The organism is Neorhizobium sp. PAMB6630 (genome assembly GCF_058242775.1).
The window spans coordinates 2,791,771-2,815,752 of the sequence record NZ_CM177836.1; the positions used below are offsets into that span (position 1 = coordinate 2,791,771).

22 protein-coding genes are annotated in these 23,982 nt (G+C 62.5%); 9 read left to right on the forward strand and 13 right to left on the reverse strand.

Annotation, left to right across the window (positions count from 1 at the left end; translation table 11 throughout):
• Positions 1-24 precede the first annotated feature (24 nt).
• Positions 25-669 carry an NADPH-dependent F420 reductase gene (locus AC4CWF_RS13435; protein WP_491282148.1) on the forward strand — a complete coding sequence of 215 codons (645 nt, stop codon included), beginning with the start codon at positions 25-27 and terminating at the stop codon, positions 667-669.
• A 66-nt stretch (positions 670-735) separates the two neighbouring features.
• On the opposite strand, the gene AC4CWF_RS13440 is transcribed toward AC4CWF_RS13435, so the two are convergent.
• Together AC4CWF_RS13440 and AC4CWF_RS13445 are read right to left on the reverse strand one after the other, a co-directional pair.
• A complete protein-coding gene (locus AC4CWF_RS13440) occupies positions 736-1,467 on the reverse strand; it encodes a L,D-transpeptidase (RefSeq protein WP_491282149.1) in 732 nt (243 codons plus the stop codon).
• A gap of 161 nt (positions 1,468-1,628) precedes the next feature.
• Complete coding sequence (locus AC4CWF_RS13445) at positions 1,629-2,447, reverse strand: L,D-transpeptidase (RefSeq protein WP_491282150.1); 819 nt, start codon at positions 2,445-2,447, stop codon at positions 1,629-1,631.
• 187 nt (positions 2,448-2,634) lie between these two features.
• On the opposite strand from AC4CWF_RS13445, the gene AC4CWF_RS13450 reads away from it, so the two are divergent.
• Positions 2,635-3,348, forward strand: coding sequence for an SDR family oxidoreductase (locus AC4CWF_RS13450; protein ID WP_491282151.1), 714 nt, complete (start codon positions 2,635-2,637; stop codon positions 3,346-3,348).
• 242 nt (positions 3,349-3,590) lie between these two features.
• Here the strand turns inward: AC4CWF_RS13450 and AC4CWF_RS13455 are convergent, their stop codons facing one another.
• The 4 genes from AC4CWF_RS13455 to AC4CWF_RS13470 all read right to left on the reverse strand — a co-directional run bounded on the left by AC4CWF_RS13455 (position 3,591) and on the right by AC4CWF_RS13470 (position 9,265).
• The gene (locus AC4CWF_RS13455) at positions 3,591-4,586 is read right to left on the reverse strand and encodes an alpha/beta hydrolase family protein (RefSeq protein WP_491282152.1); all 996 of its coding nucleotides are present in this window, start codon (positions 4,584-4,586) and stop codon (positions 3,591-3,593) included.
• Positions 4,587-4,656: 70 nt separating this feature from the next.
• Positions 4,657-6,297, reverse strand: a complete 1,641-nt coding sequence (locus tag AC4CWF_RS13460) for a cisplatin damage response ATP-dependent DNA ligase (protein ID WP_491282153.1) — start codon at positions 6,295-6,297, stop codon at positions 4,657-4,659.
• A 400-nt stretch (positions 6,298-6,697) separates the two neighbouring features.
• Positions 6,698-7,708: a ligase-associated DNA damage response exonuclease gene (locus tag AC4CWF_RS13465; RefSeq protein WP_491282154.1), complete on the reverse strand. Its 1,011-nt coding sequence runs from the start codon at positions 7,706-7,708 to the stop codon at positions 6,698-6,700.
• 51 nt (positions 7,709-7,759) lie between these two features.
• Positions 7,760-9,265, reverse strand: a complete 1,506-nt coding sequence (locus AC4CWF_RS13470) for an MDR family MFS transporter (protein WP_491282155.1) — start codon at positions 9,263-9,265, stop codon at positions 7,760-7,762.
• A gap of 116 nt (positions 9,266-9,381) precedes the next feature.
• Here AC4CWF_RS13470 and AC4CWF_RS13475 point away from each other — a divergent pair, with 116 nt between their 5' ends.
• Positions 9,382-9,921: a MarR family winged helix-turn-helix transcriptional regulator gene (locus tag AC4CWF_RS13475; RefSeq protein ID WP_491282156.1), complete on the forward strand. Its 540-nt coding sequence runs from the start codon at positions 9,382-9,384 to the stop codon at positions 9,919-9,921.
• A 28-nt stretch (positions 9,922-9,949) separates the two neighbouring features.
• Here AC4CWF_RS13475 and AC4CWF_RS13480 read toward each other — a convergent pair whose 3' ends face one another.
• Positions 9,950-11,476: a diguanylate cyclase gene (locus tag AC4CWF_RS13480; RefSeq protein ID WP_491282157.1), complete on the reverse strand. Its 1,527-nt coding sequence runs from the start codon at positions 11,474-11,476 to the stop codon at positions 9,950-9,952.
• A 491-nt stretch (positions 11,477-11,967) separates the two neighbouring features.
• On the opposite strand from AC4CWF_RS13480, the gene AC4CWF_RS13485 reads away from it, so the two are divergent.
• Entirely contained in the window at positions 11,968-12,633 is a 666-nt protein-coding gene (locus AC4CWF_RS13485) for a glutathione S-transferase family protein (protein ID WP_491282158.1), read from the forward strand.
• Here AC4CWF_RS13485 and AC4CWF_RS13490 read toward each other — a convergent pair.
• Together AC4CWF_RS13490 and AC4CWF_RS13495 are read right to left on the reverse strand one after the other, a co-directional pair.
• Positions 12,581-13,225, reverse strand: a complete 645-nt coding sequence (locus AC4CWF_RS13490) for a DUF2087 domain-containing protein (RefSeq protein WP_491282159.1) — start codon at positions 13,223-13,225, stop codon at positions 12,581-12,583. The genes AC4CWF_RS13485 and AC4CWF_RS13490 overlap by 53 nt on opposite strands.
• Before the next feature lie 174 nt (positions 13,226-13,399).
• Positions 13,400-14,323 (reverse strand): LysR substrate-binding domain-containing protein, encoded by a 924-nt coding sequence (locus AC4CWF_RS13495; RefSeq protein ID WP_491282160.1) that lies wholly within the window; start codon positions 14,321-14,323, stop codon positions 13,400-13,402.
• A 99-nt stretch (positions 14,324-14,422) separates the two neighbouring features.
• On the opposite strand from AC4CWF_RS13495, the gene AC4CWF_RS13500 reads away from it, so the two are divergent.
• Complete coding sequence (locus AC4CWF_RS13500; RefSeq protein WP_491282161.1) at positions 14,423-14,695, forward strand: hypothetical protein; 273 nt, start codon at positions 14,423-14,425, stop codon at positions 14,693-14,695.
• On the opposite strand, the gene AC4CWF_RS13505 is transcribed toward AC4CWF_RS13500, so the two are convergent.
• Complete coding sequence (locus AC4CWF_RS13505) at positions 14,664-15,287, reverse strand: glutathione S-transferase family protein (protein ID WP_491282162.1); 624 nt, start codon at positions 15,285-15,287, stop codon at positions 14,664-14,666. The genes AC4CWF_RS13500 and AC4CWF_RS13505 overlap by 32 nt on opposite strands.
• Positions 15,288-15,587: 300 nt before the next feature.
• Here AC4CWF_RS13505 and AC4CWF_RS13510 point away from each other — a divergent pair, with 300 nt between their 5' ends.
• Positions 15,588-16,076, forward strand: a complete 489-nt coding sequence (locus AC4CWF_RS13510) for a hypothetical protein (RefSeq protein ID WP_491282163.1) — start codon at positions 15,588-15,590, stop codon at positions 16,074-16,076.
• A 264-nt stretch (positions 16,077-16,340) separates the two neighbouring features.
• Here AC4CWF_RS13510 and AC4CWF_RS13515 read toward each other — a convergent pair whose 3' ends face one another.
• On the reverse strand, positions 16,341-17,348 hold the full coding sequence (locus tag AC4CWF_RS13515; RefSeq protein ID WP_491282164.1) for an asparaginase: 1,008 nt from the start codon (positions 17,346-17,348) through the stop codon (positions 16,341-16,343).
• 172 nt (positions 17,349-17,520) lie between these two features.
• On the opposite strand from AC4CWF_RS13515, the gene AC4CWF_RS13520 reads away from it, so the two are divergent.
• Positions 17,521-18,258, forward strand: coding sequence for a DUF3750 domain-containing protein (locus AC4CWF_RS13520; RefSeq protein ID WP_491282165.1), 738 nt, complete (start codon positions 17,521-17,523; stop codon positions 18,256-18,258).
• Between the two features lie 314 nt (positions 18,259-18,572).
• Here AC4CWF_RS13520 and AC4CWF_RS13525 read toward each other — a convergent pair whose 3' ends face one another.
• Positions 18,573-19,574 carry an NAD(P)H-quinone oxidoreductase gene (locus tag AC4CWF_RS13525; RefSeq protein ID WP_491282166.1) on the reverse strand — a complete coding sequence of 334 codons (1,002 nt, stop codon included), beginning with the start codon at positions 19,572-19,574 and terminating at the stop codon, positions 18,573-18,575.
• 84 nt (positions 19,575-19,658) lie between these two features.
• Positions 19,659-21,461, reverse strand: coding sequence for a bifunctional diguanylate cyclase/phosphodiesterase (locus AC4CWF_RS13530; protein ID WP_491282167.1), 1,803 nt, complete (start codon positions 21,459-21,461; stop codon positions 19,659-19,661).
• A gap of 263 nt (positions 21,462-21,724) precedes the next feature.
• Between AC4CWF_RS13530 and betI the strand changes: the two genes are divergently transcribed.
• Both betI and betB read left to right on the forward strand, forming a co-directional pair.
• Positions 21,725-22,336: a transcriptional regulator BetI gene (gene betI, locus AC4CWF_RS13535; RefSeq protein ID WP_491282168.1), complete on the forward strand. Its 612-nt coding sequence runs from the start codon at positions 21,725-21,727 to the stop codon at positions 22,334-22,336.
• A complete protein-coding gene (gene betB / locus AC4CWF_RS13540) occupies positions 22,333-23,796 on the forward strand; it encodes a betaine-aldehyde dehydrogenase (protein WP_491282169.1) in 1,464 nt (487 codons plus the stop codon). Before betI ends, betB begins: the two co-directional genes overlap by 4 nt.
• Positions 23,797-23,982: the final 186 nt, after the last annotated feature.

A 23,982-nucleotide genomic window follows, 5' to 3' on the forward strand; every position in this document is an offset into this window, starting at 1 on the left:
CTCTACCAACCATGGAGAGACCATATGAAAATCGGAATCATCGGAGCAGGTTTTGTCGGGCGCGCCATCGGCAAGTTGGCGGTCAAAGCCGGCCATCAGGTCATGCTCAGCAACTCACGCGGGCCGCACACCCTGTTCAGCCTGCGCCATGGCGTTGGCGCCGAGGTGGGCACTGTCGAGGACGCCGCAAAATTTGGCGAGATCATTGTAATCGCCATTCCCTTTGCGGCCTATCGCAGCGTGCCGGCAGAGTCTCTCGCCGGCAAGGTCGTCATCGACACCAACAACTATTACCCGGACCGCGACGGCCGCATTGCAGAACTCGACGCCTTCGAGACGACGACCAGCGAGATGCTGGCAGCCCACCTGCCGCAATCGCGCATCGTCAAGGCGTTTAATGCCATCACGATGAATGATCTGGAAACGGACGGACGGCCTGCTGGTGCCGCAGATCGCCGCGCCCTGCCGCTTGCCGGCGACGATGTGGATGCCAAGGCCGTTGCACGGCGCCTCTACGAGGAATTCGGCTTTGATGCGGTGGGTGCGGGGCCGCTGTCTGAAGGTTTTCGCTTCGAGCGCGCAACGCCGGCCTATTGCGTACCGCTTGCGAAAGCCGCGCTTCAGGACACGCTGGCGCAAACCACCCGCACCGGCACGCGCGCCGCGTAAAACGCCGCATGAAAAAGGCGCCACCCGGGCGCCTTTTTAGATCGGTGTTCGTACCCGCTGGCGACATTACTGCCAGACGATGATGCGGGCCTTGTTGGGTACGCGTTCGTAAAGGTCGATAATGTCCTGGTTCATCAGGCGCACGCAGCCCGACGACACGGCCTTGCCGATGGAATTCCATTCGGGATTGCCGTGCAGGCGGTAAAGCGTGTCCTGGCCATTGCGGAAGATGTAGAGCGCGCGGGCGCCGAGCGGGTTCATCAGGCCGGGCGCCATGCCACCGTTTGCGGCGGAATATTTGACCAGTTCCGGCTGGCGGGCGACCATTTCCTGCGGCGGGGTCCATTTCGGCCACTTCTGGCGCCACTGGATGACGCCCTCGCCTTCCCAGGCAAACCCTTCGCGGCCGATGCCGACGCCGTAACGCATGGCAGATCCGCCCGGTTCCACCAGATAGAGAAAGCGCGAGGCCGTATCGACAACCACGGTGCCGGCCGGTTCGCCCGTCGGGTCCACCACGCGCTGGCGATAGAAGCGCGGATCGATATTCCAGTAGGGAATGGCGGGAATGACGAAGCCGCCATCCACGGTTTCGCCATACATGGCATCGAGTTCCGGTGAGCGTCCCCGCAGCGGAGCAGACGGCGGGGCAAAGGCGTTACCGCCATCGCGGTAGGTGATGCGAAGACCGCCGGGTCCGGTGCCGCCGGAGGAGGCGCAGCTTGCAAGCGTGGAGGCAGTGCCGACGGCCAAAAGGCTGAGCAGACGGCGGCGGCTGAAAAGATCGGATGTTGTCATGAGGGCGGTTTTACTTCTTCACTGGAAAAGCGGGTACATTAAGAACGCGCATCAACGAACGTCAGCGACACTTGTTCCCGCATTATGTCTGAAAGAAGTATAGGCCGCCACAGTTAGACGACCAGTGTGGCTGTCCGCACTCTATCGTGACAGAGGTGTGATCAGATAACCACAATCGGGGTTGCCGCCGGCACCCGTTCATAGAGATCGATGACATCCTGGTTCAGCAGGCGCACGCAGCCGGAAGAGGTGGCGCGGCCGACCGATTGCCAATCCGGCGTGCCATGGACGCGGTAAAGTGTATCCTTGCCATCCTTGAAGATATAAAGCGCGCGGGCGCCAAGCGGATTGTTGAGGCCGGGCATGGCGCCACCTTCGGCGGCCGCAAACGGACGAAGATCGGGCTGGCGCGCCACCATGTCGGCGGGCGGCGTCCAGCGTGGCCATTTTGCCTTCCACTGGATGACGCCACGCCCCTTCCAGGCAAAGCCCTCGCGCCCGAGGCCGACGCCGTAGCGGATTGCCCGGCCGTTCGGCTGGACGAGATAAAGGAAACGGTCCTTGGTATCGACGACCAGCGTGCCCGGTGCTTCCTGCGTGGCGTAATCCACCTCCTGGCGCAGATAACGCGCATCGATGCGCGAGAACGGAACGGCCGGCAGCGTGTGGCCGTCATCGCGGATGCTGGCATAATAGGTGCGGTGGACGGGATTGGAGACGGGAAGCCCATAAGTCTGGTGGAACTGCGTCTGGTAAAGCTGGCGTTTTTGCGGAATGGCCTGCTGTTTCTGCGTGGGCTGCGGCTGCGGTTCCGGCGGCGCGGACGGATTGTAAAACACCGGCGCGGTTTCCTGCACGAAAACGTCAGGGTTCATGCGGCTGGTATCGGTGACCAGAATGCAGCCGGAAAGGCTGGCGGTTCCGGCAAGCATCGCCGCAAGGACGACGCGTCGGGAGACAGTGCGCAAGGTCTGGAACATAAGAATACAGCTTCCGGCAGATGACATCAGCCGGAACAATGCACGCCGCGGCTGGCGCGAGGCTTTCCATGAAACCGTGCGTCGCCTGGACAAGGCAGAGCGCCTGCCGGCCGAAGCACGCCGCAATCAGGCTTGCCTGCCGGCGCCGGCAGTGAAACAGTTCGCTTATAAGACGGAGGAAAACAGCATGAGCGACACGAAGGGCGGCAAGGTTGCCATCATCACGGCGGGCGGCAGCGGCATGGGGGCGGGAGCGGCGCGAAAACTCGCAGCCGACGGCTTCACGGTCGCCATCCTCTCCTCCTCCGGCAAGGGCGAGGCGCTGGCAGCCGAACTCGGCGGCATCGGCGTGACCGGGTCCAACCAGTCCAATGACGACCTGAAGCGGCTGGTCGATCTGACCATGGAGCGGTTCGGGCGCATCGACGCGCTTGTCAACAGCGCCGGCCATGGCCCGCGCGCACCCCTGCTCGACCTCTCCGACGAGGACTGGCATCGCGGCATGGAGGTCTATTTCCTCAATGTCGTGCGCCCGACGCGCCTCGTCACGCCGATCATGCAGGCGCAGAAATCCGGCGCCATCGTCAATATCTCGACCTTTGCCGCCTTCGAGCCGGATCCGGTTTTTCCGACGTCCGGTGTGTTTCGCGCAGGCCTTGCCGCCTATACAAAACTGTTTTCCGACCGTTATGCGCAGGACAATATCCGCATGAACAACGTGCTGCCGGGCTTCATCGACAGCCTGCCGGAAAAGAGCGAATTCAAGGAGCGCATTCCGATGGGCCGTTATGGCACGGTGGACGAGGTGAGCGAACTGATCGCGCTTCTCGCCTCCGACCGCGCAGCCTACATCACCGGGCAGAACATCCGCATCGACGGCGGCATTACCCGCTCGGTCTGAAGGCTGCACCGGGCAGGTTTTCCCCGCCCTCAGACTGCTGACAAAGGGCCTTGTGCATCTTCCGTCATGCTCGGGCTTGTCCCGAACAGCTATAACCTATTGATTTTATTGTACATTGGCAGATCCTCAGCACAAGACCGAGGATGACGTCGTGGTAGGAAACAGCTTTGTCAGCAAGCTGCGGGCGGGATTATCCCCGCCCTCTCCTTTTTGCGCACGGCGACGCGGCGGCCGGTGCGATCTCAGGCGCCGTGGCTCTTGAAGAAGCGGATGCTTTCGGCAACAGCGCCCGGCACGACGCCGTTATGGGTGCCCGGCAGGATCTTCTTGTCGATGGAGACACCACCGACCACCGCTCGCTCGATGAACAGGAGATGGTTCTTGTCAAACGGCCTTTCCTCGCTGCCGCGCAGAAGCAGCGTCGGGCATTTGAGGCTTGGCGCAAAACAGACCGATGAGCGCATGATGAATTCGCGCGGATCGTCCCAGTCGAAGCGGATTTCCTTCTCGTAACGACCGAAATAACGCCAGGCATCGACACCGGCCGATATCGGCGCTGCCGCCTTGAAGCGGCGCGTCATGGCAGCCAGAAGCGCCAGCGTGCCGCCATTGCTGTGGCCGGCAATGAAAAACCGGTTCTTGTCGACGCCGGGCAGGTTTTCCAGATAATCGGCCGCCGAAAGCGCATCGGCGGTCTCGTCATAGAAACCGGAATAATTGCCCGCCTGGCCGTTTTCGCCGCGAAACGAGGGAAGCATGACGATAAAGCCGGCCTCGACATAACCCTTCATCAGCTCCCAGTGGCCATCGCCGGTGGCATTGCCGCCGTGCAGGAACAGAACCGCCGGTTTTGGCGCGGCCGAAGGTTCGTAATGCGAAACCCAGCCAATCAGCGGCAGCGATCGATCCGGCCCGCCGGGATAGGTCACGCGCGTGGCGCCCGGCGGCGTGCCGAGCGGCGGCGCTGCCTCCGGCGACGGCCCCTTGCGCAACAGGTTGGTGCGGAAATGTTTACGCGCCTCGCTATAATCCGTGGTCTCAAGCGGCGGCACTTCCGGCGTCGGGAACGGTGCTTCGCTGACGGGCTTTGAGGCGGCGGCAGCCGAGGGAGCGGCAAGGGGAGCGGCAACGGGCTGCACGGCGGCAGATTGCGCTCTGGCTGCAAAAGGGGCCAGCGACGGCGCAAGGGCTGCCGTGGCGGAAAGCCCGAAAATCATCTGGCGGCGGGAAAACGGCATGAATATCACCATGTTGCAAAATAGTCCCGGATCGTAGCATCCGGATTTACGCTCGCAAGTCTTGCCCGGATCACGCTTTCTCGATGGGAAGCGGCCGGGCATCCACCATCGCCATCAATGTGGAGAGCCGGTCCGCATCGGCTGGAAGCTTGTCGGTGCGAAGCCTTGCAATCCGGGGAAAGCGCATGGCAACGCCGGATTTGTGGCGGGTGGAGCGGTTGATGCCCTCAAACGCCACTTCCAGCACAAAACCAAAGCCCGGCTCGGCGCGCACGGCCCGCACCGGGCCAAACCGCTCCACCGTATTGTCGCGCACGAACTTGTCGAGCACCTCCAGTTCCGCATCGGTAAAGCCAAAATAGGCTTTTCCGACAGGCACCAGCTGCTCGCCCTCCTCGCCGTCGGCCCAGACGCCGAAGGTGAAATCGGAATAATAGCTGGAGCGTTTGCCGTGGCCGCGCTGGGCATACATCATCACCGCATCGACATTAAACGGATCACGCTTCCACTTGAACCACGGGCCTTTCAGGCGGCCAGCCTGATAGGCGCTGTCCTTCCTCTTGATCATCACGCCTTCGATCACAGGATCGGGCGGGGCAATGCGCAGCCGGTCCAGCGTTTCCCAATCGCTGAACGGCACCAGCGCAGAAAGATCGAACCGGTCATGCGGGGCCTTGTCGATGAGGCCGGTGAGGCGTTCGCGCCGGGCAAGAAACGTCTGCGCGCGGATATCGTCGCCGCCCTCGAACAGAAGGTCATAGGCGCGCACGAAGGCCGGATAATCGGCAAGCATCCGGGCATTCACCGTCTTGCGGTTCAGCCGTTGCTGCAGATCGGAAAAGGTCCGCGTGGCACTGTTGGAGCGCGCCGTGCCGCCCACCAGCAGCTCGCCATCCACGACGCCCTCGAAATTGATCGCCGCGATCACATCGGGAAAGGCGCCGGAAATATCGTCGCCGGAGCGGGAATAGAGCTTTTTCGTCCCGCCATGGCTCGACATCTGCACGCGAATACCATCCCATTTCCACTCGGCGGCGTAATCGGCAGGATCGAGCTTTTCCAGATCGCCCTCCTCCACGGGATTTGCGAGCATGACGGAATGGAAGATGGCGGGGCTTGCCAGCACCGGTTTCTCCGCCTTGCCTTCCAGCCAGGAAAACAGCGAGACATAAGGCGGCTCAAGCCCGTGCCAGAGGGTTTCGATCTCGGTCACGTCGCGCCCGCTCATCTGCGCCAGCGCCTGCTTGGCCAGCCGCGCCGATACGCCGATGCGAAGCCCGCCAGTTGCAAGCTTCAGGAAGGCAAAACGGCTGGAATGATCGAGGTGATCGAGCAGATCGCGCACGGCACCGCGAACCTCGGTGCGTCCCAGCGCATTCATGCGCGCGACGACCTCGCCAAGCCGCGGCTGCCCGCCTTCCGCCACCCTCTCCTTGCCCCCGCCACCCCAGACGAGCGCGATGGTTTCGGCGAGATCGCCGACATAATCATAGGAATACTGGAACAGAACCGCATCGAGCCGTTCCAGCGCCAGTTCCTTCAAGAGCGCCGGCTTGACGCCCTTCAGATCAAGCGTTCCCGCCAGCGCCGCCAGGCCATAACCCCGGTCGGGATCCGGCGTATCGCGAAAATAATCGGAAAGCAGCGTCAGCTTGCCGTTGCGCGAGGGGGTGAGGACGAGGCGATCGAGGAGGGTTGCGAAGGGTTTCATGATGCGACCCTCGCGGGACAATATTTTCCTTCTGCCCTGCCGGCCATATCCCCCACAAGGGCAGGGCTTTTATACTTGAAATAAGACCCTCTCTGCCCTGCCGGGCTGACCGGGGTCGAGCCACAGGTCTCGCCCCGTCCTTCGGACCCCCCAAAGGGGGGAGATAAGACGCAGCAACCGCCCCATTCCTGCATCAGACGGCGCGGCCGGGTTAAGCCCTCCCCCTTGTGGGGAGGGTTTGGGAGGGGGCTTTCTTGATACGCAATTGCCCTGCTCCACAAGGGGGGAGAACGGACGTGACAAGCGCCCTGCTCCTGCATCAGACGGAGCGACCGGGTTAAGCCCTCCCCCTTGTGGGGAGGGTTTGGGAGGGGGCTTTCTTCATATGATGTTACCATCATCAATCCCCCTCGTCCTCATAGCCCACCAGATGCAGCGGTTTGGCCGGGATGCCCTGCATTTCGCACCAGCGCACCAGCGCTTCTTCGCGCCCATGCGTGACCCAGACTTCGGAAGGGGCGATTTCGGTGATGGTATCCAGCAGTTCCGGCCAGTCGCAATGGTCGGAAATGACCAGCGGCAGTTCCACGCCGCCCTGTTTTGCCCTTTGCCGCACCATCATCCAGCCGGAGGCAAACGAAATCAGCGGTTCGTTGAAACGCCGCGCCCAGCGATCCTGAAAAGCAGACGGCGGGCCGACGACGATGGCGCCGTGGAAGGCGGCGGGATTGCTCTTTTCAAGCGTTGCCGGGCGAAGCTCGCCAAGCTCGATCCCCTGCCCGGCATAATAATCGCAGAGTTTCTGCAGCGCGCCGTGGATGTAGATCGGCTGGTCGTAACCGCAATCGCGAATGAGCCGGATCACCCGTTGCGCCTTGCCCAGCGCATAGGCACCGACCAGATGCGTGCGCTCGGGAAACTGCAGGAGCGAGGCCAGCAGCTTTTTTGTTTCCGCCTTCGGGTCCGGGTGATGAAACACCGGCAGGCCGAAGGTTGCCTCGGTGATGAAAACATCGCAGGCGACAGGCGCAAACGGCGCGCAGGTTGGGTCTATGCCGCGCTTGTAATCACCGGAGACGACGATGCGCAGGCCATCCTTTTCGATGGCGATCTGCGCCGAGCCCAGCACGTGGCCGGCCGGATGAAAGGTGACGGTGACGCCGTTGACGGTGATTGCTTCGCCAAATTCTGCCGCCTGCTCGGCACCGGCAAAATCGACGCCGTAACGGAGCGCCATGATATCGAGCGTCTGGCGCGTGGCAAGCACATGGCCGTGGCCTGAGCGGGCATGGTCGGAATGGCCGTGGGTGACGAGCGCCCGTTCCACCGGGCGCACCGGATCGACATAAAACTGGCCGGGCGGGCAAAAAAGCCCGGCCGGTGTGGGGTGAAGAAGCGCCTCGGGTTTCATGCCCTCAAAGATAGGCAGGAATTGCGCGAGGAAAAGACACCCGGCGTGTGATCAGGCGCGTTTCACCTCGGCGGTCGGCAGCCGCACCGGCTTCAGCATAATGGCGGCGATGAGGCCGACGGTTGCAAAACCTGCCGCCGTCAGGAACATCGGCTCGAAGGCATGGCCATAGGCGGTGGCAATCGCCAGGCGGGCCGCTTCCGGCAGGCCGGAAAGCTGGTCCGGCGTCAGCCGGCTGACATCCTCGATGCCGGGCACCGTGACGCCTGCCATGAAGGCGGAGATGACGGCGCCATAAACGGAAATCGCAATCGCGGCTCCCCCCATACGCGTCAGCGTCACGGCACCCGTCGCAGAGCCGATATCGGCGCGCGGCGCGGAATTCTGTACGCCGATGACAGGTGCCTGCTGGCCAAGACCGACAGCCAGCCCCTGCAACAGCATGACCACGGCCACCACCCAGAGCGGCGTCGTGCCGGACAGCTGGGAAAAGATGACCAGCGCCAGAACATTCAGCACCAGACCCGCGACGCAGAACGGCTTGTAACGTCCGGTTCTGGAAATCAGGCGGCCAGCCGAGAGCGAGCCGATGACGATGCCGCCGGTGACGGCAATGAAGAACAGGCCGGCATGGGTCGGCGACAGGCCGCCCGTGGTCTGCAGGAACAGCGCAAAATAGTTGACCATGCCGATCGCCACGCCGCCTGTGGTCAGCGACACGATGAGGAAGAGCGAAAACGTGCTGTCCCTGAACAGGCGCAGCGGAATGATCGGTTCGGGCGCGCGGCGTTCGACGGCAATCCAGGCGATGACCGAGGCGACGCCGATCACCAGCACCGTCAGGCTCTGCCAGGAGACAAGCGAGCCGAACAACGAGATACCGTCGGTCAGCAGGACGACCGTGGTGCTGGCAAGCGCCAGAAGCACGGCGCCGAGGTAATCGATCTTCGGCTGGCGGGCCGGCCGGCGGTTGGGCAACAGGAAGATGAGACCGGCGAGCACAAAAAGCCCGATCGGCAGATTGATGAGAAAGATCGAGCGCCAGCCGAAGAGATCACTCATGGTGCCGCCGATCAGCGGCCCGACACTGCCCGAGGCCATGATGACGAGGCTCGAATAACTCTGGTAGCGGGCCCGTTCGCGCGGCTCGAAGAGATCGGCATTGACGGCAAAGATCGACACCATGATGCCACCTCCACCAAGCCCCTGAAATACGCGCGCGGCAATCAGCGAGTTCATCGACCAGGCAAAACCGCAAAGCGCAGACCCGATGGTGAAGATGGTGACGGCGGCAATCATCACATATTTGCGGCCAAAAAGGTCGCCGAGCTTGCCATAGACGGGCATGACCGCACTGGTGGCGAGCAGGAAGGCAGAGCCCACCCAGCCGAAACGCTCAAAGGCGCCGAATTCACCGACAATGGTGGGCAGCGCCGTCGAGACGATCTGGTTGTCCAGCGTCGCCATGAACATGGCCGTCATGAGAAAAAGGAAGAGGGTCAACCGCAGGCGCTTGTCGGTAACGAGCGGTTGCGGGGCGTGCAGCGGCATATCCATGGGGCGATCCTGATGTTTCGCAAATTCATGTGCCTTTAGCATATAATTGTCAACGGCAGATTTTTGTGAACCGCATGTGCTTGAATGAAAGCAGGCATCTGCTATACGACAACACCATGACACAGGATCACGCCCCTAAAGCCTCACCAGAGCCCCCCGAGGACCTTGTCCGCATCGGGCAAAGCATGTCGATGATGCGGGTGATGATGGGCCGGCGCGTGATCGGCCGCATGGCCATTGCCCGCGCCGCCCCCGGCATCGACCTGTCGCAGCTCGATATTCTCGATGTGGTTCAGCGCATCAGCAAGGACGACGGCGAGCCGACGGTCGGCGCGATTGCCGACGCCATGCGCATAGATCCCTCGCGCGGCAGCCGGCTGGTGGCGGAACTGGTGACACGCGGTCTCCTGAAACGCGATGCCTCGCAGGAGGACGGGCGCCGCTCGTTGATCCTGCTGACGCCTTCAGGCGAGGCCGTGCTGGGCGAAATCCGCGCCATCAAACATGCCATCATCGAGACGGCCACGGCCGACTGGTCGGCGGACGAACGCGCCGTCTTCGGCGACCTGTTCGAGCGCTTCATCACCGGGTTCTACCAGGCGGCGCTTGGAACCGCGCCCGCCGACTGCGACGACACGCAGGCCGCGGCATCCTGACCATCAGGCGTCTTGACGCCTGACGTCCTCAGCCGAAGACGACATCCGTATGGCGGCTCACCTGCAGGGCATCGCGACCCATGGCCTTTGCGGCATACATGGCGCGGTCGGCGGTGGCGAGCAGCCCTTCGGGCGTATCGCCATCCTGCGGGTAAAAGGCAACGCCCATGCTGCAGGTGATGGGGATTTCCGTTGCCTCCACCGTCACCGGCTGCGACAGGATGGAGCGGATCTCGCGCAGGCGCCTCAGCACACTTGCCTCGTTCTGGTAGGCATTGCTGAACACGATGGCAAACTCGTCCCCGCCAAGCCGCACCACCAGATCGGCCGCCCGCACCAGCTGGGTCACACGCCCGGCCAGCTGTTTCAGCACCTCGTCGCCCATGGCATGGCCAAAACTGTCATTGATCCCCTTGAAATTGTCCAGATCGACATAAGCAACCGTAATCTTGCGGCTTTCGCGCTCCGCATCGTTCAGCGCGCGGCTGAACTGTGCCCAGAACAGCGTGCGGTTGGGAAGGCCGGTCAGCGGATCATGATAGGCCATGTGCTGGATGCGCTCTTCGTTCTGCGATCGCTCAATGGCGATGCCGCCGAGATCCACCGCCACGGCGGTGATATCGATCTCGCGCTGCGACGGCGCGCGGATTTCGCTGGAATAAAGCGCAAACGTGCCGAGCAACCGCCCGTCGGCGCTCATGATCGGGCTCGACCAGCAGGAGCGCAGGCGAAACACGGCGGCGAGATCACGGAAATCCGACCACAGCGGGTCGGTATCGATATCCTCGACGACGACGGCGGCGCGGCGCCAGGCGCAGGTGCCGCAGGAGCCGACGCGCGGGCCGATCGCCACACCATCGACCAGCTTGGTATAGGCGATCGGCAGGCTGGGAGCGGCGCCATGGCGCAAAAACTCGCCGGTCTCGTCGAGCAGCAGCACCGAGGCGGAAATGCCCTCAAGCTGGCCTTCCATCACCTGGCAGAGCGTTTCGAGCACCAATGGCAGCGGTTTTCCGCGCGCCACCATTTCCAGAACGCTGGCATGGCCGCGCTGCAGGTCTGCGTGGCGGCGTGCCTCGGTAATATCGCGTGACATCACCATCAGGCCGGCAACCGCCCCGTTGCTGTCGCGCAGGCAGGTGCGGGTGGTCGACAGCCAGAATTCCCGCCCGTCCGGCAGCCGCAGCAATTCCTCGCGCTCGCTGTTTTCGCCGTCCGACATCAGTTGCTGTTCTAAGGCGAACCGCTCTCCGGCGGCCTCGTCATCGAGGAAATCGAATTCGGTGCGCCCGAGCAGCGTCGACAGGTTGTCGAAGCCTGCAAATTTAAGCTCTGCGGCATTGGCAAACACAAAGCGGCTGCGGCGATCCTTCAGGCAGAAGAATTCCGGGAACTGGTCAAACAGGGTCTTGTTATCAAGCGACTGGAAAAGAGAGGTACTGTCGAGACCATCGATATCCGCGGATGTGGCGACCTGAACAAGATACCGGCTCAGCGGATCGAGCGGAGCGACAGGCATGGCCTGCGCTGCCCGTTGCGCCATGGGTTCGTTCATCGGTCATTCTCCTTGATCCGCATGCCTGCTCTGGTCCCCGAAACCACCTGCCATCACGTCGGCAAAGGTTTACATGAGAAGTCCCAAATAAGTCTTAGGCTCCCGGTTTTGCCAAAGAATGGGGAGGCATGGCTTACGCTCTCTTAACGTGTTTGCGCAAAGACCCCCGCGAGCCCGCAGGCCGCGACAAGGGCGCCGGTTCCCGTGCCGGATCAGGACAGGCCGTTGCGACGCGTGGCCCCGGCACCTGCCGCAGCCACTGCCGCGACCTGAAAACCGACTGGTAAACCGCACCGGTGATTCGCCCGCGCAGCCATCGGAAGTCACGAAAATTTTCTGCCGCACGGCAGGCGGCATCGCGCCCCTTTTCGTCTTGCGGCCGGGGCCAGAAGGTTCTCTAACCATCCCATCCGCCGTCGCGTGCGAGATCCGGTCCCGGCTTTCGCCGCAGACCCTCGTCGGCTGGCGGCCACTGCAATGAGGACCTTTCCATGCTGAAGATCTATGGCGCCTATCGCTCACGCGCCACCCGCACGCTCTGGCTTGCCGACGAGATCGGGCTTGCCTTCGACCATGTTCCGGTGCTGCAGGCCAAGCGGCTTGCCGATCCGAAAAACCCCGATGCGCCCATCAACACGCAGTCGCCGGCATTCCTTGCCATCAACCCGATGGGCACCATTCCCTCGATCGACGATGATGGCGTGATCGTCCACGAATCGCTTGCCATCAACCTCTATCTCGCCCGCAAATACGGCGGCGACCTCGGGCCGAAGGATCTGGTGGAAGAAGCGGCGATGCTGCAATGGTCGCTGTTTGCGGCAACCGAAATCGAGGCGACGGCGCTGAAGATCTCGTTTGCTTCGCTGGCCGAGGCCACGGACGAGACGCGCGCCGTCATCGACCAGTCGGCGGCAAATCTTGAGCGGTCGTTCACCGTTCTCGAAAAACACCTTGCGGACAAGGATTTTGTTGTCGGCGACCGCTTTACCGTCGCCGACATCAACCTTGCCGAAATCGTGCGTTATGCGCAGGCGCACGCGCCCTTGTTTGAAACACGCCCGGCGCTGAAAAGCTGGCTGGAGCGGGCGCAGGCCCGCCCCGCCTTCAAGTCGATGTGGGAGAAGCGGCTGGCGGAGCCGGCTTCGGGGCCGGTCTGAACGCCGGCCGGTTCGAGATCCGGGGCGTGGCCTTTGCCCTTATCCGCACTTGCAGCTGGTGGATGAGGACAAGGGCATCGGCCGGCGGACGGCACTCCGTTCGCCGGTAGAGCCTGCAATCGGTCGAGCGGCTCATCATGCCCCAGTCGACCATTTCGCGGCGCATCAGCACATGATCGCCAAAGCCGTTTTGCCGCTTCAGAATCTCGTTCACCTCGGGTTCCGGCATCTCGCGGCGGGCCGGCATCAACGACCAGCACCACCAGAGCGCCAGTTTCTGCTGCTGCGTCTTTCTCGGCCAGCGAACAAGCACGCCGTCTGCATCGAAACACCGCAGCACCTGCTCGATGCGGCGGTGATCGACGGGCTCGGCCTCGGCCAGAGGCTGTGGCGCGGGTGCGGCAAGGCGCATCTCGGCCCCTTGCGATGCTTTCAGGTGCTGGAAATTGCGAAAGCCGGCGCCGCGCGCCAGAATGTTCAAGAGTTCCACATGGCCGGGCTTGCGGTCTTCACCGTCATCAAGCGCACGCCGAATGGTTTTCGCCAGCGCCGAAACATCCGGCACGGTGATGGAAAGCGTAGTCTTCGACATCGTTTCATCCTCGATATCGTGCCGATCAAACTGTCGGTGGTCACCGTCTTTCCGACCCGGCACGCGGGGATAAACCTCATGCGTTCTGGGAAAACATATCGCGGCAGGTTTAGCACTTGACTCTGCGGCAAGCGGTGACGCCTGGGTGAACTGCCGACCCTTGGCGCGGCTGTTTTACAAGGCGGCGGCCTCTGCGTCAATCACGGCCCAGTCGGCCATGGCCTCCGACAGTTCCTGGCGCAACCAGCCTTCGAAGACGCGCACCTTGTGCGGCCGTCGCGCGCCGGCGCGTGTGACGAGGTAATGGCCCATTCCCGTCGAGGCGCGCTGCCGGAAGGGCACGACAAGGCAGTTCTGCCGCACCGCCGCCAGCGCCAGCAGATGCCAGGCGAGCATGACGCCCTGTCCGGCAATGGCCGCTTCAAGGCAGAGCGAGGCCTCGCTGAACACATGGCGTGGCGTCACCCGGCAATGGGCAAGGCCTGCTTCACCAAGCCACAGATCCCAGGAGAACATCGCCTGCCCGTCCATCAGGATCGGCAGTTTCAGGAGGTCTGCCGGCTCTTTCAGGCCTTTGGCGAGGGCTGGCGCGCAGACGGGAAACACCATCTGCGGCAGCAGAAGATCGGCCGTGACACCCGGCCAGTCGCCCCGCCCGATGCGCACCCCGACATCGACATCGTCGCGGGAAAAATCGGCCAACTTCGACGTCGCGTCGAGCCGCAGGCGAATATCCGGGTAAAGCGACGCAAACCGGTCAAGCCGCGGCAGGATGAAGCGGGAGGCGAAGACCGGCGCCACCGTCACGGTCAGCAGCGTGTCATCCGTTTCGCGCCCGATGGCGACAGCCTCCGAAAGGGCGGAAAAACCATCCCGCAGCCGCGCGATCAGCGGTTCGGCCCCCGGCGCAAGTACCAGCCCGCGGGAGGTGCGAACAAAGACCTGCCGGCCAAGCTGCGCTTCGGCCTTGATCACCTGCTGGCTGATGGCACCGACTGAGACCCCAAGTTCGCCGGCGGCCGCCTGCATCGAGCCGAGGCGGGCAACGCTTTCCAGCGCCCGCAGGCCATTCAGATGAACACGGTTGAGGTTCTGCATGAAGATTTTCTATAGGCGACTGCAGAAACAATCAATGGACGCAAGGACGCATATCCCTGATAGGATGGCTTTCAGTCTCACCGACCCTTGAGGCATCCCATGATCATCTTCAAGTTTTTCTGGAGCGCCACTCGCCGGGCGCTGACGCAGGCGCTCGACTGGGCGCGACAACCGGACCTTGCTCTTTGCGGACATGACCCGCTCTTGCACCCTGCCCTTTCCGCCATGGATGCACGCATGCTGGCGGACCTGCCCTTGGCCGATCCGCTCCATCAGCCGCAACAGCCGGCGGCAGGTTTTTCTGGCCCGCCGCCCGCTGCACACCCGAAGCCCTGCCTGATCAGGCAGCCGCTTCGTCGGCCAGCGCCTTGATAACCGCCGGGCGGGCCGACATGCGGGCATAATGATCGGCGACGCGCGGGAATTCGGCGATATCGACGCCATCACCCTTCAGCCAGCTTTCCATGACGAAGAGGTAGATGTCTGCGACGGAAAATTCTTCGCCCAGCACGAAGGGGCCGGCCAGCATGCCATCCTCGATCAGGCGAAAACAGTCGCGCATGGTGGCGGGCACCTTGCGCTTCATGTCCTCGATCGAGGTCGGCTCGTCGGCCCAGCGGCTGGCGCGGCGGCCATGGGCATGGGCGACATGTACGGTGGAGGCGATGAAGCTGTTGAAGGCCTGCATCTGCGCCAGCTTGAACGGATCATCGAGCGGCGCCAGCTTCGTCTCCGGCGCCATCTGCGCGATATAAAGAAGGATAGCCGGGTTTTCGCTGAGCGTGCCCTCGGCAACGGCAAGTGCCGGCACCCGCCCCTTGGGATTGAGCCTCTTGAACTCCGGCGAATTCTGCTGGTTCTCGGCAAGGTTCACCCGCGACAGCCGATACTCGAGCCCTGCTTCGATCAGGGCGATATGGGTGGCCAGCGAACAGGCGCCGGGCGAAAAGAAAAGCGTGATCATGACGGGTTCCTTGAGGTCAGCCCTGCGGAAAGGCTTCGGGACGGCGATGATAAAAAGGTCGGCGGGTGGAGGCAAGCGCTTTGGCGCCCTGAACACCCGCAGCAGACACGGGCGTCATCGATCAAGCATGCGCAGCGCGCCTTGACGGGGGTGTCACGGACGGCCGCACGAATGCCCTTTGTGCTCATGTCCGCGCCATGGACGTGGCGGGGGGAGGTCCAAAGTGTCGAACGTGATCCGGCAACGCCATTGCGGCGTAAAGGCTTCAACCGGACGATGAACGGACCACAGGAGGAGAGGATGATCCCCGACCGACACCATGCCGCTGCAAATGCCACCCCGCTGGCGCTCGATACGACCGCGATGACCAGAGACCGGATCATGGCCGGGGCACTTCCCCTGGCGCTGGCGCTGGCCCTGGCATTTTTCGCTGCCCTTGCCCTGCCGGCGCGTGCCGAAGGCGAGCGTTTTTCCGATCATGACATCCGGCGGCTGATCGTTGGCAAGCGCATCTATCTGGCAGCCCCGCTGGGCGGCGAGTTTCCGCTCAACTATCGCCGCTCCGGCACGGTGGATGGCTCCGGCGAGGCCGTCGGCCTCGGGCGGCTGGCAAAGCCCAACGATACGGGCAAATGGTGGATCCGCGGGGACCGTCTCTGCCAGCAGTTCACCACCTGGTACAAGGGCGCGCCGATGTGTTTTGAACTCTACAAAACCGGCGCCACCACGCTGAAGTGGATCCGCGACAACGGCCAGACCGGGACGGCAAGGATCGGGGAGACGATCTGAGTTTTTAGTCCCCGGCGCAAGTCGCCCCCTCATCCGCCTGCCGGCACCTTCTCCCCGCGGGGGAGAAGGTGGATGGGGCTTACGCCTCTGCCAAACATCAAGATGGTCGGCGCTCTCGACCTCCTGAACGGCATCCGTGATGCCTTTTGAGCACCGTGTTTCTAAGTAAAACAGTCCGGCACATCCCTTCTCCCCTCGGGGAGAAGGTGGCGGCAGCCGGATGAGGGGGCCGCACGGCGCAACAGCCGCCCCCCGCAAAAACCCTCACGCAAACAGCGCGTCCGTCACCCGGATATCCCCCACGTGAATGCCGTTCCAGTTCTTCATCGAACGGTTTGCCATGCCCATCAATGTGTCGCGGATCTCGCTGCCCGGCTCGAACTGGCGGGCGATGAGCGCATAGATCATGGCTTCGGCGGCCCGTGTCGTGCCGTCCTCGCATTTGACGGCAATCGCCACGCCCTGGTCCGGAAGGGCTGCCACGAAAACGCCCTCGGCGCCGGTCTTGGCAAAAATTTTTCCAGGCGCCACCTCCATCAGCCGCGTGCAGGCGCGTTTGGTGCCGGCGACATAAAACGGTTCAGCCATGCAGGCGTCCATCAGCCGGCGCGAGGCATTGGCGCGCGAAGCGGAAATTCCCTCCCCGGTCAGCATTTTTGCAAAGCCGTGGGCAAGACATTTGAGCGGCACGGCATAGGTCGGGATCGAGCAGCCGTCCGTGCCGCAATTGTCGGTGCCAAGCGCGGCACCGGTCAGATCCGCCATCACGGCGCGGATTTCGGCCTGCAGCGGATGATCGTAACCGACATAACCCTTCGGATCGAAGCCGGATTGCACGCAAGTGCAGATGAAGCCGGAATGTTTGCCCGAGCAATTGTTGTGCAGCGCCGTCGGCGCATCCAGCGTGCGGGCCTGACGGATCAGCGTCTGCTGGTCGGAGGACCAATGGGCACCACATTCCAGCACGGAGAGATCATGGCCAGCCTTTTTCAGCATGCCGGCGGCCGTTTCCACATGCGCCTCCTCGCCGGAATGGGAGGAACAGGAAAGCGCCAGTTCCGACGCCGAGAGGCCAAAGGCATCGGCAGCCCCGCTTTCGATCAGCGGCAGCGCCTGCATGGCCTTGCAGGCGGAGCGCGGAAACACCGGCTGATCGACATCGCCGAGCGAGAACAGGGTTTTGCCGGCGCCATCCACCACCACGGCGATGCCGCGATGACGGCTTTCGACGCGATGGCCGCGGGTGACTTCGACGGTAACGGGATTTTGCATGGGAGTGCCCTGAAGTTGCTGTTTTGTTGCGGTCATAGCGCGATAACGCAGGCCGCGCAAAACGATATGGCCGCGTGCGAGACAGACCACGCCTGAAGGCACGCGCCGCAGATGCCGGCAGGTTTCCAAGCCTTACGGTTGTCAGCGGCAAACAGACACGGAAACGCATGAGATGAAGGCTGTAAAACGGTTGGCTCTGGCCATTCTGGTGATCTACCTGCTGCCGACCTTTGCCGCTGCCGGCTGGTGGGCGCTGCAGGACCGCCCTGCCCGCTGGAGCGAGGCAAACTGGGGCTCGGCGGGCATTTTACCCAAACCGGAGGCCGATGAAGACGCCGCCATCTACGTGTTTTCCGCGGCAACCGGCGGCCTGAAGGGCTCCGTTGCAAGCCATGCCTGGATCGTGACGAAGGACAAGGGCGCAAAAACCTATACCCGCTATGACAAGGTGGGCTGGGGCAACCCGATCCGCCGCAACCACCGCGCCGCCGATGCCTTCTGGTATTCCAACCGGCCGCAGCAGGTGGTGGCAATCACGGGCAGAGAGGCGGAATCTTTGATCCCGAAGGTGGAGAGCGCCATTTCCGCCTATCCTTACGCCGAACCCGGCGGCTACACGATCTGGCCGGGGCCCAACTCCAACACGTTCGTGGCCTTCGTGCTGCGCAGCGTGCCGGAACTTGGCGCGGTGCTGCCGCCGCATGCGGTGGGGCGTGATTACCTGCCGGACGGCGAGTTTCTGCATGTCGACGATGACTGGCGCGATGTGCATTTGACGCTGCGCGGCCTCATCGGCATATCCGCGGGCGTTCGAAGCGGCTTCGAAGTGCATTTTCTGGGTCTTGTCGCAGGTCTCGATCTTGCCCGCCCCGGCATCAAGATCCCCGCCATCGGGCGTATCGGCATCTGAAAGAAAGCGCAAAAAAGGAAAAGGGCCGCTTTCGCGACCCTTCCATGAGTTTGGTCTGTATCACCAGACCGGGACGACAGACAGGCTGCCAGACCCCGAGGAAAGTGTTGGTCAGGCCGAGGGCTGCCCCGTCAAAACCGTAACCTTTCCATTGTCCGACTTGCAGACCGAAATCTCACTCGACATTGGATCACCTTCCTTTCGTTACGTTGCTGTTGAGAAGAAGGTAGGCGCGATCAGGCGCTTATGCAAGGCACGTTATATGACAAAGTTCGAAAGGCCGTTACCGGATCCTCGTTCCCTGCCCGGCCGCCTTATCCGAGCTTCAGCACGATCTTGCCGATATGGCTGCTGCTTTCCATCAGGCGGTGGGCTTCCACCACGTCATCGAAGGGCAGGACCGCGTGGATGACGGGGGCAACGGTTCCCGCTTCCAGAAGCGGCCAGACATGCGACAGGAGATCGTCACGGATAGCGCGTTTTTCCTCGGCCGTGCGCGGGCGCATGGTGGACCCGGTGACTGTGAGGCGCTTCACCATGATCGGCGACAGATTGACCTTTTCGGCGACCGCGCCGCCGAGAAAGGCGATGATCGACAGGCAGCCGTCCTTGGCAAGGGATGCCAAGTTCTTTTCCAGATAGGCAGCGCCGATCATGTCGAGGATGACATCGACCCCCGCCCCGCCGGTTGCCTCCTTCACGACGGAGACAAAATCCTCCGTCTTGTAGTTGATGGCTTTTGTCGCGCCGAGCTTTTCGCACGCCGCGCATTTGTCGGCAGATCCCGCCGTCGTGTAAACCGTCGCGCCAAAGGCATGGGCAAGCTGGATGGCCGTGGTGCCGATGCCCGACGAGCCGCCGTGGATCAGCACGCTTTCGCCCTCGGTCAGCCCTGCCATCTGGAAGAGGTTTGCCCAGACGGTGAAGAAGGTTTCGGGCACGGCGGCAGCCTTTACCGCATCATAACCCTTGGGAAAGGCAAGCGCCTGTCCGGCCGGAATGACGGCATATTCGGCATAACCGCCGCCATTGGCCAGTCCGCAGACCTGATCACCCACCGCAAAATCCGTCACACCTTCACCAAGCGCTGCCACCGTGCCGGCGACTTCCAGGCCGAGGATCGGGCTTGCATCCTTCGGCGGCGGATAGGCGCCCTGGCGCTGCGCGACATCAGGACGGTTGACGCCGGCCGCCTCCACCTTGACGAGGATTTCGCCGGCGCGCGGATGCGGCACCGGGCCGGTCGCAAAGGTCATCACCTCAGGCGCTCCGAAAGACGGCAGGTCGACATGACGCATGGTGGCGGGAAGTGTCATCAGGAAATCCTCTTCGTTCGGTCCCCTGATGTAGGACAGCGATGGCGGCTTGAAAAGGCGGCGCGCTGACGCGGGGGGCAAGCCTCAGCCGGCACCGAAAGTGGCAAACACCAGGCCCTCGTCGCAATCCTTCGCCTGCGCCTTCACCTGCGCAATCGCCGTGCTGATGCGCCCGACATCATCGAGCAGCAGGCCTTGCGGTAGTTCCACCACGCCGATGGAGCAGCGCAGCAGCGGAAAATCCCGCTCTGTGCCGCTGCGATCATGGCCGCGAATGCTGCCCGCAGTGCGGTCTTCGATGGAATAAAGCTCCACCACGTCGTCATGGAAATCCGACAGCAGGCGGGCAAGAATTTCCGACAGGTCCTCGCGCGTCCAATCCGACAGGCCGATGAAGAAATCATCGCCGCCGACATGGCCGAGGAAATCGCCTTCCGAGAAGAAATAACGCCGCATCAGCGCGGCAAACAGCGAGATGGCGTGATCGCCCATCTGAAAACCGTAATGATCGTTGAACGGCTTGAAGTGGTCGAAATCGCAGTAGCAGAAGAAGCGTGTCTGGTCGTCGTCGCGGCCCACTTCCTGCATGAAATCGCGGATGGCGCGGTTGCCGGGAAGGCTGGTGAGCGGGTTCTGGTCCTGTGCCACCTTCAACTGTTTCTCGTTGATCACCTTGATCAGCGATGCCGCCGAGACAATGCCGGCATAACGCATGTTTTCGGTGAGGATGACGCAATCACTGCCATCCATGTTGGCAAAAATGTTCATCAGCCGCTCGGCATTGGCATCGAGGCCGACGATCGGCGCGCCCTCGACGAAATGCGAGATGGAGCGCTCGTAGATCTTGTTCTTCAGGAGGTCGCGGCCGAAGGGGCGGTAGATATATTCCTTCAGATGGTATTCGCTGATGATACCGCGCGGCTCGCCATTGGCATTCAGCACCGGAAAGAAGGCCTGACGGGGATTGGCGCGAAACAGCTCGAACACCGTGTCGACGCTTTCGTTTTCATAAACCGTCGGCAGCATCTCGATCTGCTTGCGGATGAGGATTTCATCGAGCGACTGGCTGGAGCGACGCCCGCGCCCGAGATCGACAAGATGGGGAAAGGACGGCTGCAATTCGCTGAGAAACGTCGTCGGGCGCGCAATGAACCAGCCCTGCACGAGATCCACGCCGAATTCCCGGCAGGCAAGGCATTCCGCCTCCGTCTCCACGCCCTCCGCAATGACCCGCACGCCGAGCACATGGGCGATGTTGACGATGTTGCGGACCAGATGACGCTTGCGCGGGCTGGTATCGAGTTCGCTGATGAAATGCCGGTCGATCTTCAGATAATCCACCGGAAAATCGCACAGCAGCTTCATCTCCGCATGGCCGACGCCGAAATCGTCGATGGCGAGCTTGAAGCCGGATTTGCGCATGGTGGTGATCAGGGCCGGAAATTCCGGCGCGCTGGTATTGTCAAACCGTTCCGACAGTTCAAAACAGATGGACGATGGTGGAATGCCGGCCTTGCGCAGATGCTGGACCAGCTTTTCGATGACCTGCTCGCCTTCGCGGATGAGGCGACCATCCAGGTTGATGAACAGCGTATTGTGGGCAAAATCCGGCAAAGTGGCAAATTTTGCCAGCGCCCGGCTTGCCATCATCTGTTCGAGGCCGAGCAACTGGTCGGACCCGGCGGCCGTATCCAGAAGATCGAGCGGAGAGTCAAAGCCCAGCCGCTCATGGCCGCGCATCAGGGTTTCATAACCGAAGACCCGACCTGTCGACAGTTCCACGATCGGCTGGAAAGCATTTTCCAGCACCAGCTTGGAGAGCGGCAAAAGCTGATCGTTGGCGTAACGTCTCAATACAGTGTCTTCCAGCGTGACAACGCTCGACATAAACGATCCCCGTTGCCCGGAAGCAAATGAAAAATACGACAGACAATCACTTGCCACCCGTCAACGAAGTCTTGCCGCCAGATGAATGTTTCATGACAGTTTGCGGCCCCCCGGCCGCACCGCGTTGCGCAATGCTTGGCCGGTCTTCGCATAACCCGGTGCCTGTGGCCTCTGTTCAAATCTCACCTTGCTGCGCCAGTCTGTCGATTTTTTATTGATTGATCAGTCAATCAAAAATATACTGCCGCCTTCAGGAGACAAAAATGCCCAAGCTTGGAATGGAACCGGTGCGCCGCAAGGCGCTGGTGGAGGCGGCCTTGCGCACCATCGGCAGCCAAGGCTCGCTCGATGTGACGATGTCGGAAATCGCCCGCGAGGCCGGCGTATCGGCAGCGCTTGCGCACCATTATTTTGGCAGCAAGCAGCAATTGCTCATCGCCACCATCCGCACGCTTTTGCGCCAGTTGAAGGCCGATGCGGTTGCCGCACTTGCGCGCGCGGCCACACCGCGGGAACGGGTGTCAGCGGTCATACGCGTGTCCTTCGATGCCGACCAGTTCGCCCCTGAGGTCGTGGCCGCCTGGCTGGCCTTTTATTCCGAGGCGCAGCGCTCCGAAGAAGTGCGCCATCTGCTGGTGCTTTATGCCCGCCGTCTGCACTCCAACCTGCTCTCGGGCCTGACGCCGCTCTGCGGCCGGGCCGAGGCCCAACGCATCGCCGAAGGGGCCGCCGCCCTCATCGACGGGCTCTACATTCGCCGCAGCCTGCGCACCGCCACGCTCTCCATCGATACCTCCGTCACACTGGTGGAGGATTATGTGAGCGGCCAGCTTGATACACGAAACACCCGTTCACCGTCTGGAGACAGGACATGAAAGCCCAACCGCACGCCTCCCACTTCATCGACGGGGTTTATGTCGAGGATACCGCCGGTACTGTCATCGAAAGCATCTACCCCGCAACCGGCGAAGTGATCGCACGCCTTCATGCGGCAACGCCTGCCATCGTGGAACAGGCCGTCGCCTCCGCCAAGCGGGCGCAAAAGGAATGGGCCGGTTTCAGCCCCGCCCAGCGCGGCCGCGTGCTGAAAAAGGCCGCCGACCTGATCCGCGAGCGCAACCGCGAACTGTCCGAGCTGGAAACACTCGATACGGGCAAGCCGATCCAGGAAACCATCGTCGCCGACCCCTCCTCCGGTGCCGACAGTCTTGAATTTTTCGGCGGCATCATCGCAACGGCGCTGAACGGCCAACAGATCCCGCTCGGCGGCGACTGGGCCTATACGAAACGTGTACCGCTCGGCGTGGTCGTCGGCATCGGCGCCTGGAATTATCCGCAGCAGATCGCCTGCTGGAAGGCGGCACCAGCGCTTGCCGCCGGCAATGCCATGGTGTTCAAGCCCTCGGAAGTCACGCCGCTCGGCGCACTGAAGATTGCCGAAATCCTCATCGAGGCCGGCCTGCCGAAGGGTGTCTTCAACGTCATCCAGGGTGACCGCGATACGGGGCCTCTGCTCGTCAGCCACAAGGACGTCGCCAAGGTTTCGCTCACCGGCTCCGTGCCGACGGGGCGCAAGGTGGCGGGTGCGGCAGCAGCCCAGTTGAAGCATGTGACGATGGAACTTGGCGGCAAGTCGCCGATCCTCGTCTTCAACGATGCGGATCTCGAAAGCGCCATTTCCGGCGCCATGCTCGGCAATTTTTACTCCTCCGGCCAGGTCTGCTCCAACGGCACCCGCGTCTTCGTGCAAAAGGGTCTCCGCGAAAAATTTCTGGCGCGGCTGAAGGAGCGCACCGAAGCCATCGTGATCGGCGATCCGCAGGATGAAGCCACCCAGATGGGGCCGCTCGTCTCCTTTGCCCAGCGCGAAAAGGTTCTCTCCTATATCGAGAAAGGCAAGGCGGAAGGTGCCACGCTGATCTGCGGCGGCGGCATTCCCAACACCGTCTCCGGCGAAGGTTTTTACATCCAGCCCACCGTGTTTGCCGATGTGACCGACGACATGACCATCGCCCGCGAGGAAATCTTTGGGCCCGTGATGTGCGTTCTGGATTTCGAGAGCGAAGAGGAAGCCATCGCCCGCGCCAACGCCACCGAATTCGGCCTTTCCGCCGGCGTCTTCACAAAGGACTTCACCCGCGCCCACCGCGTGGTGGACCAGCTGGAAGCGGGCACGCTGTGGATCAACACCTACAATCTCTGCCCGGTGGAAATCCCCTTCGGCGGCTCCAAACAATCCGGCTTCGGCCGCGAGAATTCGGCCGCAGCGCTGGAGCACTATTCGGAGCTGAAGACGGTCTATGTCGGCATGGGACCCTGCGAGGCGCCGTATTGAGATGCAGTTGGCCTTAGCGCACGCTCGTCCCCCTCTGTCCTGCCGGGCGTTTTCCCCGCAAGGGGAGAGCAGCGTCCGGCTGACGGCGCGTGCCCGCCAAGGCGCCACCCGGCGCGCAATAGGCTACAGCCTGCTGACCACGTGCAGCGACGCCCCCCTCATCCGCCCTTCGGGCACCTTCTCCCC

What these genes read in the sequence shown, in the direction of transcription:
- AC4CWF_RS13435 (WP_491282148.1), top strand. Translation starts at nt 25, where the DNA reads ATGAAAATCGGAATCATCGGAGCAGGTTTTGTCGGGCGCGCCATCGGC.
- AC4CWF_RS13440 (WP_491282149.1), bottom strand. Translation starts at nt 1,467, where the DNA reads ATGACAACATCCGATCTTTTCAGCCGCCGCCGTCTGCTCAGCCTTTTG.
- AC4CWF_RS13445 (WP_491282150.1), bottom strand. Translation starts at nt 2,447, where the DNA reads ATGTTCCAGACCTTGCGCACTGTCTCCCGACGCGTCGTCCTTGCGGCG.
- AC4CWF_RS13450 (WP_491282151.1), top strand. Translation starts at nt 2,635, where the DNA reads ATGAGCGACACGAAGGGCGGCAAGGTTGCCATCATCACGGCGGGCGGC.
- AC4CWF_RS13455 (WP_491282152.1), bottom strand. Translation starts at nt 4,586, where the DNA reads ATGCCGTTTTCCCGCCGCCAGATGATTTTCGGGCTTTCCGCCACGGCA.
- AC4CWF_RS13460 (WP_491282153.1), bottom strand. Translation starts at nt 6,297, where the DNA reads ATGAAACCCTTCGCAACCCTCCTCGATCGCCTCGTCCTCACCCCCTCG.
- AC4CWF_RS13465 (WP_491282154.1), bottom strand. Translation starts at nt 7,708, where the DNA reads ATGAAACCCGAGGCGCTTCTTCACCCCACACCGGCCGGGCTTTTTTGC.
- AC4CWF_RS13470 (WP_491282155.1), bottom strand. Translation starts at nt 9,265, where the DNA reads ATGGATATGCCGCTGCACGCCCCGCAACCGCTCGTTACCGACAAGCGC.
- AC4CWF_RS13475 (WP_491282156.1), top strand. Translation starts at nt 9,382, where the DNA reads ATGACACAGGATCACGCCCCTAAAGCCTCACCAGAGCCCCCCGAGGAC.
- AC4CWF_RS13480 (WP_491282157.1), bottom strand. Translation starts at nt 11,476, where the DNA reads ATGAACGAACCCATGGCGCAACGGGCAGCGCAGGCCATGCCTGTCGCT.
- AC4CWF_RS13485 (WP_491282158.1), top strand. Translation starts at nt 11,968, where the DNA reads ATGCTGAAGATCTATGGCGCCTATCGCTCACGCGCCACCCGCACGCTC.
- AC4CWF_RS13490 (WP_491282159.1), bottom strand. Translation starts at nt 13,225, where the DNA reads ATGTCGAAGACTACGCTTTCCATCACCGTGCCGGATGTTTCGGCGCTG.
- AC4CWF_RS13495 (WP_491282160.1), bottom strand. Translation starts at nt 14,323, where the DNA reads ATGCAGAACCTCAACCGTGTTCATCTGAATGGCCTGCGGGCGCTGGAA.
- AC4CWF_RS13500 (WP_491282161.1), top strand. Translation starts at nt 14,423, where the DNA reads ATGATCATCTTCAAGTTTTTCTGGAGCGCCACTCGCCGGGCGCTGACG.
- AC4CWF_RS13505 (WP_491282162.1), bottom strand. Translation starts at nt 15,287, where the DNA reads ATGATCACGCTTTTCTTTTCGCCCGGCGCCTGTTCGCTGGCCACCCAT.
- AC4CWF_RS13510 (WP_491282163.1), top strand. Translation starts at nt 15,588, where the DNA reads ATGATCCCCGACCGACACCATGCCGCTGCAAATGCCACCCCGCTGGCG.
- AC4CWF_RS13515 (WP_491282164.1), bottom strand. Translation starts at nt 17,348, where the DNA reads ATGCAAAATCCCGTTACCGTCGAAGTCACCCGCGGCCATCGCGTCGAA.
- AC4CWF_RS13520 (WP_491282165.1), top strand. Translation starts at nt 17,521, where the DNA reads ATGAAGGCTGTAAAACGGTTGGCTCTGGCCATTCTGGTGATCTACCTG.
- AC4CWF_RS13525 (WP_491282166.1), bottom strand. Translation starts at nt 19,574, where the DNA reads ATGACACTTCCCGCCACCATGCGTCATGTCGACCTGCCGTCTTTCGGA.
- AC4CWF_RS13530 (WP_491282167.1), bottom strand. Translation starts at nt 21,461, where the DNA reads ATGTCGAGCGTTGTCACGCTGGAAGACACTGTATTGAGACGTTACGCC.
- betI (WP_491282168.1), top strand. Translation starts at nt 21,725, where the DNA reads ATGCCCAAGCTTGGAATGGAACCGGTGCGCCGCAAGGCGCTGGTGGAG.
- betB (WP_491282169.1), top strand. Translation starts at nt 22,333, where the DNA reads ATGAAAGCCCAACCGCACGCCTCCCACTTCATCGACGGGGTTTATGTC.